1 protein-coding gene is annotated in these 11,049 nt (G+C 51.0%); it reads left to right on the top strand.

Going from position 1 to position 11,049, the window contains the following annotated elements:
- Positions 1-3 precede the first annotated feature (3 nt).
- Entirely contained in the window at positions 4-11,034 is an 11,031-nt protein-coding gene (locus tag J7E78_RS03015; protein ID WP_215074877.1) for an SDR family NAD(P)-dependent oxidoreductase, read from the top strand.
- Positions 11,035-11,049 lie beyond the last annotated feature (15 nt).

The raw sequence follows: 11,049 nt of genomic DNA, 5'->3' as shown, positions 1-11,049 counted from the left end.
GCTTTGGAAGACCAACTGTCCACATTGTATCGAAAGATTCAGCAAGGAAAGCTCAGCGATCAACAGGCAGCGGAGCAGCTGCAAAGGCTGTTGTCCGTATCTGGAGAACAGGAGTCAAGCTTGAGTGAGATGCCTCATGAAGAGAAAGAGGACGATACCAGCGAAAAAGCCATTCGTTATGTCAAAAAAATATTGTCCTCTAGCCTTATGCTACCGGAACGACAGATCGATGCACATGCGCCTCTGGAGAACTATGGCATTGATTCCGTGATGGTGATGAAATTGACGGATCAATTGGAACAGCAATTTGGTCCGCTGTCCAAGACGTTGTTCTATGAATACCAAAATATAGCGGAGCTTGCCGGGTATTTCATGAGCCATCATCGGGAACGACTGGAGCAGCTCACAGGGGTGCAGGCGAAAAGCAATCCAGACGTACAACTCCGTACTTCAGAGCTTGAGTCCAGCACAATACGGAAGTCTGAAAGCCCGAATTCGTTCGATATGCGCCAGCGATCTGCTGGCTCACGGAGAAGAATTCCAGCAGCGACTAACGCAAGTGGAGAATCGACTAGCGAAGAACATGTGCACAGCAAATCACTGGACATTGCCATCATTGGCATGTCTGGACGATATCCAAAGTCTAGTAATCTGGAGCAGTTCTGGGAGAACCTGAAACATGGGAAGGACTGCATCACTGAAATACCAGAAGATCGATGGGATTACCGGATTCATACCGAGATGAATGCGAGCAAAGGAAAACAGTCTGGAAAATGGGGCGGATTTTTGGATGGAGTGGATCGTTTTGATCCACTCTTTTTTCAGATTTCTCCGAAGGAAGCTGAACGAATTGATCCACAGGAGCGACTGTTTCTGGAATGTGTGTACGAGACACTTCAGGATGCGGGATATACCCGCGGACAGGCCGCAGGTCCAGATGCCCCCCCGGATCAGATTGGGAATGTCGGTGTATTCGCAGGAGTCATGTATCAGGAGTATCAGCTGTATGGCGCTGAAGCCAGGATTGCGGGTAGAGAGCCCTTTGCATTAAACGGTAATCCGGCTTCCATTGCCAATCGCGTGTCGTACTTTTGTAATTTTCATGGGCCCAGCATGGTAGTAGATACCATGTGCTCCTCGTCTCTCACGGCTATTCATCTGGCCTGTCAGAGTCTGAGTAAAAAAGAATGCCGAACTGCAATCGCCGGAGGTGTCAATGTATCTGTTCACCCCAATAAATATGTGATGTTAACTCAGGGGCAATTCCTGTCTTCGAAAGGTCGCTGCGAAAGCTTCGGTGAAGGCGGTGACGGTTATGTCCCCGGAGAAGGTGTAGGGGCTGTGATGCTCAAACCTTTAAGCCGTGCCATAGCCGACGGCGATCATATCTATGGCGTCATTAAAGGAACTGCCGTTAACCACGGCGGCAAAACGAACGGTTATACGGTTCCCAACCCTGCCAGACAGGCGGAGGTTATTGAAACAGCTGTCGCGGAGGCAGGAATCGACATTACGGACATCAGCTATATCGAGGCTCACGGGACAGGCACCTCACTGGGAGATCCCATCGAAATTACAGGGTTAACCCAGGCATTTAGGAAAGGGAAAGCAGCAAACAGCAAATGTGCCATTGGCTCAGCCAAATCGAATATTGGTCATTGCGAAAGTGCGGCAGGCATTGCAGGCTTGACCAAGGTTCTTTTGCAGATGCAGCATCGGCAGCTGGTTCCTTCCATTCATGCGGACCCGCCTAATCCACACATTCAGTTCGACAAGACACCTTTTGCAGTGCAGAAGCAATTAAGTGACTGGGACAGAATAACGATTGATTCTGGAGACTCTACACAGGAAGTCCCGCGAATTGCGGGAATTTCCTCATTTGGTGCCGGGGGTTCCAATGCCCATATCATTGTGCAGGAGTATTGTCCCGAGCAGTCAGATATGTTGCCGATTGAGCAGGATAAACCAGCTAAACAGCAGGCCCTTATCGTTTTGTCGGCCCGGAATGAAAAGCAGCTTCGTGAATTGTGTGAACGCATGTTAACCGCTCTGCGATCCAATCGATATCAAGAGGAACAATTGGCGAACATCGCTTATACGCTGCAAACCGGACGTGAGATGATGAACATGCGTCTTGGCATCGTGACAGGTTCGCTACAGGAACTGAGCTCGAAACTGGAAAGCTACTGTTCGGGAGATCAGGATATGGACGACATGTATGTGGGATATGCAGGTGATGCACAACAGCCGCTATCCATATTGTCAACGGATGCAGACATGAGCCATACCCTAATGAACTGGATTACCAAACGCAAATTCGGAAAATTGCTGGAGTTTTGGGTGAAAGGCCTGAATGTGGACTGGAACTTGCTCCATGACGGATTCACACACCACAAGATCAGCCTGCCTACGTATCCATTTGCCAAAGAACGGTATTGGGTATCTGGTGAACCTCCTGTGGAGTTCCGGATGAAGGGGGATTCTTCCCTTAACGGATACTCCGGTCATATTCCTTTTATTCATCCACTGCTTCATGAGAATAAGTCCAACTTGTCAGAGCAAAAATACGTGACGGTTCTGACCGGCCAGGAATTTTACCTGAATGATCATCGGATCGGACAAGAGCGGATTCTACCCGGTGCGGCCTACCTTGAAATGGCGCATGCTGCAGTTAGCGATGCTCTCGGCGAGCAGCAAGGAGAGAATGTTGCAGTTATCTTGAAAAACCATGTGTGGATGCGTCCTCTTGTTGTCAAGGAGACTCCGGTATCTCTGCATATTCGATTACATGCCTCATTGGAAACTCAGCCTATTCAGTATGAAATGTACAGTGAGATGTCTGCGGATGGACCGGGCGAAAATAGGGTGTACAGCAGCGGTTATGCCAGTATCGTTTCACTGGAAGATGAGCTAGTCGCAGCAATGGCGGTTAATCCAGGCGAGATAAAGGCACGCTGCAACACCAAACGATTTAGCGCGGATCAATGCTACCAAATGTACGAACAAGGTGGTCTCAACTACGGACCCGCTCATCGGTTGTTGGTTGAGTTAAACGTGGGAGCAGGCGAGGTGTTAGGACAGCTTCGCCTGCCTTCTGTTCTGAAGCATGAAATGCACTCCTATGTAATGCATCCCGCCATCCTGGATGGAGCATTGCAATCCGCGATTGGGCTGTGGATGGAGGACCAGGAGGGAAAAGAGGGCAAAGAGCTGGAAAACGCAAATTCTATGCTGCCCATTCCCTATGCCATGGATGAACTTCAGGTTCTGGGCTCCTTCACGGAAGAAATGTGGGCTCATGTGCGTTACAGCTCTGATTCTGCTTCATCCGCTGCGCATGCCATGCCTAGGCTGGATATTGATTTGTTCTCCAGTACAGGGGTGCCATGTGTTTTTATTCAGGGACTTAGTTGCAGAGCCTTGAACAATGGTATAGTCCCGGGGGCTGAGCCGCATGGGCGGGCAACGGCCATGTTGGTACCTCGTTGGGAAAAAATCGCCGCTGTCCGAAATGATTGGAACCACCCTTTTGACAGGCATATCGTAATGCTGGCTGAACCTTGGGCCGGACTGGCGGAGGAAATAAAGGAAAGACTGAAGCAAGAGGAACTACCAACCGAGATCGTAGCGCTTGGATCTGAAAAAATTGCTGATATTGACAACGTTGGCGCAAGCTCCAAACGTTTTGCGTCTGCTTCTACCCAAGTACTCCACGTACTTCAACAACTGGTGAGTAGTCCAGCCAACGCTGAGAATGTGCTTATTCAGCTGTTGTACAGCCGTGAAGATCATTTTCAGCTGTATAGCGGATTAACAGGATTGCTGCGAACGGCGGCACTGGAAAATCCCCGGATTCATGTTCAGTTCATTGAAGATATGGCAGAGGTCGGCTCAGAATCGAAGAGCCGACCTCGGGAAACGCCTAATGCCAAGCGTGCTGCCGAACTGATCAAGATTAACCGGGAGTCTGAGGATATATCTATCGGCTACCAAGGCGCACAACGACAAGTGCTTCACTGGAAGGCCCTCCATCTGCCTGCTAAGACGGAGGTCATGCCTTGGAAGAATGGCGGGGTGTACCTTATCACAGGAGGGGCAGGTGGCCTGGGCCATATTTTTGCCCGTGAGATTGCCTCTAAGGTTGTCAACACCACGCTGGTTTTGACAGGCAGATCGGACATGTCAGCGAAACAGGAGCAGGTATGGGAACCATTGAAAACAAATGGTACCACGATCATCTATCGCCAAGGGGATATATCCCGGGAAAAAGATACCTCGGAGCTTGTTGCTTATATTCAGCATAACTTCGGCCGTCTGGATGGAATCATCCATAGCGCAGGTTTAACAGGAGATCAGTACATCTTGAACAAAACAAAAGCCGAAATGGAGAAGGTGATGGCTCCGAAAGTTGCCGGCACCTTTTATCTGGATGAAGCAACCCGGGCGATGAAGCTGGACTTTTTTATCCTGTTCTCCTCTATGTCGGGTGTATATGGAAATCCGGGCCAATGCGATTACGCTGCAGCCAACGCGTATATGGGCAGCTATGCACAGTATCGTCATCAGTTAATGCTGGCCGGTAAACGGCAAGGAAGGACCCTGGCCATCCACTGGCCGTTATGGAAAGATGGTGGCATGCATTTAAGCCCTGTGGAAGAGAAAGCGTTATGGGAAAATACGGGAATGCGTCCACTGGCTATTGAAGCAGGTATTACGTTGCTTTATAAGGCTTTTCATTCCACAGAATGTGAAATCATTGGGGTACAAGGGGACATCCCGAAGCTGATCTCCAGCCTGGAGGCACGTTGGAATATGAACCGTGCAACGCAGGATATCCCAAACGTTTCAGAAGCAGATGCCATGTCTGTGTTGCAAGAATTGGCTGCGGAGCTGCTTGGTGTTGGTCCTGATGAGATTAGCCGCGAAGCGGATTGGCTTGAATACGGGCTGGATCAGCCTCAATTAACACTCTTGGCCCAAAGGTTGAACGAGCGATGTGGGCTGGATCTGAGTCATGTTCTATTTGTGGAGTATCCAACGCTGCAATCTGCTTCGGCATTTCTGAGCCAGCGATACCCGAGCGCTTTTCCGTCAGCACCGTTAGTTCCTGAGAGCGAACCATTACCGCGTACAAGTCAAACCAGCCTGCCAACGGATCGTTTGGCGAAGCATACGCAGACCACAGCAGCAGACTATATACTGGCGGAAGCATTGGATACTTTTCTGAAAAAGGCCTTGTCCGCGGTACTCAAAGTGCCCGCAGATCAAATTGTAAGCCACGCCCGACTGGAAGAGTATGGTATAGACTCGATTAGCATTACTCAATTGACGGATCAGCTCGAGGGTACTTTCGGGCCTTTGTCCAAAACGCTGCTTTTTGAATATCAGACCCTCAAAGAGTTGAGAGAATATCTAATCAAGGCCCACGGCGATACCGTCAATCGCCTAATTTCCGTTCCTGAACTGCCCTGTGAAGAACGTAAGGAACGTTCGGATAAGACTAAGACTGCCCGAGCCGGCCTGCAACACCCTCCATTTCGTGCATTTCAGCGTCCAGCTCAGAGCTCCTCAGTGCCAGCAGATGCTCAAGTGCGTTCACTAGCCAAGGATATCGCCATTATTGGCCTGTCCGGACGTTATCCCGAGGCGAACGACCTGGAACAATTTTGGGAAAACTTGATGCAGGGCAGGGATAGTGTCACTGAAATTCCGTTGGATCGCTGGGATCACAGGCTACATATGCACCATGCGGACCCTAATTCACCGAAACCTGGCAGCAAGTGGGGAGGCTTCCTCCAGGGCGTGGATCGTTTTGACCCATTGTTTTTCCATATCTCGCCCAGAGAAGCACAGATGATGGATCCGCAGGAGCGGCTGTTCCTGGAAACGGCCTATGATGCCATTGAAGATGCAGGGTACACACCAGAGGGTTTGGCTTCTGCAACCGGAGATACTTGGGGAAACAAGGTTGGCGTGTACGTCGGAGTCATGTACGAAGAATACCAGCTGTACGCCGCCCAGGCTCAGGCTAAGGGAGATTCCTCCATCGCTTTAAGTGGCAATCCCGCATCCATTGCCAACCGAATATCGTATTATTGCAATTTCAATGGGCCAAGCATGGCTGTTGATACGATGTGCTCCTCTTCCTTGACTGCGATTCATCTGGCCTGCCAGAGTCTTGTATTGAAGGAATGCGAAGTGGCGGTGGCGGGCGGTGTCAACGTATCGATTCATCCAAACAAGTATATTTTACTGAACCAAGGTGGCTTCCTTTCTAGCGAAGGCCGATGCAAAAGCTTTGGTGCACAAGGGGACGGCTATGTTCCCAGCGAGGGGGTCGGAGCAGTCATTCTCAAGCCGCTCAACAAGGCAATCGAAGACGGAGATCATATCTACGGGGTTATTAAAGGTAGTGCACTGAATCACGGTGGAAAAACGAATGGGTATACCGTGCCCAATCCGGCAGCTCAGTCATGTGTCATAGGGAGAGCCATTGCTGAGGCGGACATCTCCGCCGATACCATTACCTATGTGGAGGCTCACGGGACAGGCACATCGCTTGGTGATCCGATTGAGGTTGCCGGTCTGAGCAAAGCGTTTGCAGAATCCACGGATCAGCAACAGTTTTGCGCTCTTGGGTCGGTAAAGTCCAACATCGGCCACGCCGAAAGTGCGGCGGGTATTGCCGGACTGACCAAAATTTTGCTTCAGCTGAAACATGGGCAACTGGTGCCCTCTCTGCATTCAGACCCGGCCAATCCGAATATCGACTTTGCGCAGACCCCGTTTCGTGTACAGCGGGATGCTGAAGCGTGGAAGCCGTTACAGCGGATGGAAGATGGCAAGCTGGTCCAGATACCGCGCAGGGCGGGCTTGTCTTCATTTGGTGCGGGTGGTTCCAATGCCCATCTGATCATTGAAGAGGCAGATTACCCTCCACATGAGGAGGGGAGCTTGAACGAAGCAACAAGAGGAGGAGCTGCCATCATTGTGCTCTCGGCGCGAACCCGATCCGCTCTCAGGGAACGAGCCAGACGTTTGCTCACTGCTGTGGATGAGAAGCATCTCACCGGAGGAGCAACGGAAGAACCGGAATGTTTGCTGGAGCGCTTGGCATTTACGCTTCAAACAGGAAGACAGGAGATGGAAGAGCGCCTCGGATTCGTCGTGCGATCCGTTCAGGAGTTAAAGGAACGTCTTCACCTTTTCCTGGGAAATGAGAACATAAACGAGGCATTAGATGGAATAGACGGAATGTACCTCGGAAATATCAAATCCTATCAGGCTGTGCAGGCAGCAATCGCCATGGATGAGCATTTTGGCGAAGTGGTGAGCCGTTGGTTAAATGAAGGACTTTACGGAAAAGTGCTGGATTTGTGGGTGAAAGGCATCAAAGCAGACTGGAGTGTCCTATACTCCACAGAACAGCCTCGTCGAATTAGTCTGCCTGGCTATCCGTTTGAGCGCGAGCGCTGCTGGTTTGAATTGCCTGAGGAAGCCGCTATCCGTGAACATGTGGATCGTCTCAACTCTGCTGTATCTGCTGGAATTCAGAAAGCAGCACCGGAGCGCCAAATGACTGCTTATCACAAAGACTGGCAGCTTGCGGACATTGCATCCATGTCTGATGAACGCAATTCTGCTGGAAAGATTCTGATTCTTGCCAATCGGGAGTCAGCAGCTCTTGCTGCGAGATTGACAGAACATTTTAAACATACGGTGGTTTTGAATGAGGAACAGTTGGATGATCCGGGACGCCATTGGCTCGAAGATGAGGAACGTTTGAAACATGGACTGACAGGTTTGATTGATCTGACAGCATGCATGAGCCAGATCACTGTTGATGATTCCTGCGCAGAACAGATTCGTCCGGCATGGCTGAAGCTTATGCAGGACGTCATTGAGATCCATGGCCATGAGGGGATGCTGTTACTATTGGTGACCAATGGCCTGGAGTCGTTCCGCAATTCGAAAGTGAATCTGGCCCACGCCTCTCGTGCGGGTCTGTTCCGCATGCTGCAAGCCGAATACCGAAGCATCCAATCCAGACATCTGGATGTTGATCCGTCGGCATCGGAAGAGGCAAAGATCAAATGCATTACAACAGAGTTCCGGCAAACCGATCGGGAACCGGAGATATGTTACCGTGATGGTAAACGCTGGCGTTCCTATATGCGTGAGCTGTCTTATGGGGAAAGTATAAACAATAATGTCACGGAATCTTCAATCGATCCAGAACGACCGATCCTGGAAGCCAATCAGGTGTTGTGGATTACCGGAGGTACCCGCGGCCTTGGAATGGCATGTGCCCGCCATTTTGTGAAGCATCACAATGTGAAGCGGCTGTTGTTGACTGGACGGGAAGCCATTCCACAGCGGGAGGAATGGGAAGCATATGCAAGCCATGACACGGCGATAGGCACCAAAATCAGATCCCTGTTGGAACTCGAACACCTGGGGGCCGAGGTACTTGTTACGGATATCTCTCTTACAAACGAGAGCGCCATTCAGGCGGAACTGGCCAGAGTTAAGCGCACCATGGGTCCTGTTGGAGGGATTATTCATTGTGCTGGCAACGTGGATCATGCCAATCCGGCTTTTATTCGCAAACAGGCGGATGCCATACAGCGGGTCCTTGATCCGAAAACAGGCGGGATGCATGCGTTGTATCATGCGCTCAGGCATGAGCCGCTGCGCTTCTTTGTGCTGTTTTCCTCCGTATCCTCAGCGATGCCTTCGCTGGGAGCAGGGCAGAGCGATTATGTGATGGCTAACGCCTATATGGACTATTTTGCCGAAGCCGTATCCCAAGAAAGTGCCATCAATCCATTCCCGGTTATCAGCATCCAGTGGCCGAGCTGGCAGGAATCCGGCTTTGGTGCGGTCACTAGCGAAGCATATCGCCAGAGCGGCCTTCTCAGCATCACTGATGCGGAAGGAATGTTATGGCTGGATCGGATTATTCGGGAAAACAGGGGGCCTGTTATTCTGCCGGCTGTAGTTGCATCGCAAACTGTTCACAAGGCAGAGCAACAAGCGGAGCATCAGGCAGAGGCATCGTTAAGTGAAGCACAGAAGATGTCGATTCCGTTAATTCCACGCCCGGTGGAGCGGATGACCGCAAGCCTCACGGAGGAGCTGGAGAACAGGACACTAGCGTGGCTCAAGGCTTTGATGGCCAAAGAACTGAGATTGGATGAATCCCGGCTGGATGAAGATACCCCTTTTCAGCACTATGGAATGGATTCAATCCTGCTTGTCCAAGTTCTGACGGTCATGGACCGACAGTTGCAGCATGTTGCTATAGATCCTTCGCTGTTGCTTGAACATCCAACACTGCGCCAATTAGCAAAACATCTGGTACGGATCTATCCCGAATCTTTGGCTGACCTGTTGATGGAAGCCAACTCCAAGTTGGGGGGGAATTCGACTGAAAAACCTTCTGATGTTCGTTCAGCACATTCCATTCCTGTGCAACATGCTGAACCAGATATGGAGGTGCGAACCGGACTGAACGAACTGAATGATCCTGTGGATGAGGCATACGAAAAACCAGCCGAGCTGGAACAAACCAAGAAGCGGGATAAAATCGCGATTGTTGGCGTTGCCTGCCATTTTCCCGATGCCGACAATCCGGCGCAATTCTGGTCCAATCTGCAAAAGGGCAGAGATAGCATGACCGAAATCCCGGCGGAACGCTTGAGGTTGACAGGCAGCAGCACCCATAGAACTTCCGCTTCCAGCAAGCGCATTGGGGCGTTCATTCGGGACATTGAACAGTTTGATCCCGAATTTTTCCGAATGACGGATACGCTGGCTGAACAGCTCGATCCGCTCCAGCGCCAACTGCTGGAAGTGAGCGTGGAGGCCGCCGCAGACGCAGGATACAGCCGGGAACGTTTATGGAATTCGCAGACCGGCGTATTTGTTGGCTCCAGAGCGAGCAACTTTTCGTCCAAGCTGGGCGGCAGCACCAAAGATACCATCGTTGGCATCGGCCAAAACTTTATCGCTGCACATCTGTCCCATTTTTATAATCTGAAAGGTCCCAACATGGTGGTGGATACCGCTTGCTCCAGTTCACTTACCGCAGTTCATCTTGCTGTACGAAGTCTGCTGGATGGGGAATGTGATCTCGCTTTTGCGGGCGGTGTGGACATTTTGCTGGATGATGCACCTTACGAGATGCTTGGAGCTGCCAGCGTATTATCCCCGGATTCTCGTTGCAAAACGTTCAGTGCGGACGCAAACGGCATCGGGCTGGGTGAAGGTTGCGGCGTTGTATTACTTAAACCGCTATCGCAAGCCATCGCCGATCAGGACACGATCTATGGGGTCATCGATGGTACCTCCATCAACAATGACGGTCAAACGATGGGCATTACCACACCTAACCCGGAAGCCCAGCAGGAATTGCTGGAAAAAGCGATGTCGAATGCAAGCATTCATCCTTCCACCATCAGCTATATCGAGACACACGGAACCGGGACACTCATTGGTGATCCCATTGAACTTAAGGCTTTGACAGGTGTTTTTGCAAAATATACAAATCAGCGCCAGTTTTGCGGCGTAGGCAGTGTCAAAAGTAATATCGGGCATCTGCTGAGCGCATCGGGTATTGCCAGCCTGATCAAGGTGCTGCTCTCGCTTGCTCACCGCGAGCTTCCGCCGACGATTCACTGCGACCAGCCGAATCCGCGGTTCCAGTTCGGGGAATCTCCTTTTTATATCGTGCAGCAGCACCAACCGTGGGGAAATGGGCCAAGCGACACACTGCGGGCAGGCATAAGTGCATTCGGACTTGGAGGCAATAACGCACACATCATTGTCAGCAATGAAGGCATTCCTGCCGAACGTATGGTGAGCCTGCCGCTTCGTTCCCCTGATTCACCTTTTCAACGCAAGTATTGCTGGCCACCCGTCAAGGCCACGGAATCGGTGGAGACATCGTCCATTGTTTCAGCTGCGTCGCCGATGCAACAGCTATCGGAGCAATCAGAGCATTCGAGCTTTTTTGATTTCATCAAGCTATGAGAAGGGAGTGACGCG

It is taken from the genome of Paenibacillus polymyxa, from assembly GCF_018614975.1.
GTDB lineage: Bacteria > Bacillota > Bacilli > Paenibacillales > Paenibacillaceae > Paenibacillus > Paenibacillus polymyxa_E.
Note: the sequence above shows the minus strand (reverse complement) of the source record. Positions and strands in the feature narration are given on the sequence as shown.